Raw genomic sequence first — 603 nt, forward strand, 5'->3', positions numbered from 1 at the left:
GCTGGGAGGACGCCCACCTCACCCCGCCCCGGCCGGTCAGAGGTACTCGCGGGCGAATTCCACCGCCCATTCCACGGCCGCTATCGGGACGCTGCCGGACGCCGGGTCGAGGGCGAGGCGGGCGTCCTCCCAGCCGCGGCCGTGCTCACGGTAGATCGCGAAGCGGCCGTCCACGAAGGTTCCGGGCCCGCGGCCCAGCCGGTGCGGCCGCACCAGGAACTCGATTGCCCGGTCGTCGCCGTCCGTGCCCACCGTCGTGATCGTCATGTCGCCGACTGCGAAATCCACCGCTTCGCCTCTCCGTGCCGTCCTCGTCCCGGAAGTCCAGCCTCCGCCGGGACACCGTCGGGCCGCATGAGCGCGCGTACTCAGGTGGCGTACTCAGGTGATCCGCTCGGGCGGCGACCCGCCCCGGGCAGCACCACCCGGGCACCGCCACAGGCGGCCACACGAGGCAGCGCCAAGCAGCCACCCCAGGAAGCACCAGGCGGCGGCCACACCCGGGCAGCGACCCGAGCGGCACCGCCAACGGCACGCCCAGCCCAGTCAACCCAGCCCGCCAGCCCACCCAGCCGAGCCAACCCAGCCGAGCCAACCCAGCCC

General features: G+C 74.1%; 1 protein-coding gene. It reads right to left on the reverse strand.

Annotation, left to right across the window (positions count from 1 at the left end; genetic code table 11):
• Nucleotides 1-36: 36 nt before the first annotated feature.
• On the reverse strand, nucleotides 37-288 hold the full coding sequence (locus tag HYE82_RS36970; protein ID WP_179178591.1) for a hypothetical protein: 252 nt from the start codon (nucleotides 286-288) through the stop codon (nucleotides 37-39).
• Between the last annotated feature and the right edge of the window lie 315 nt (nucleotides 289-603).

It is taken from the genome of Streptomyces sp. BR123, from assembly GCF_013401435.1.
Lineage (GTDB): Bacteria > Actinomycetota > Actinomycetes > Streptomycetales > Streptomycetaceae > Streptomyces.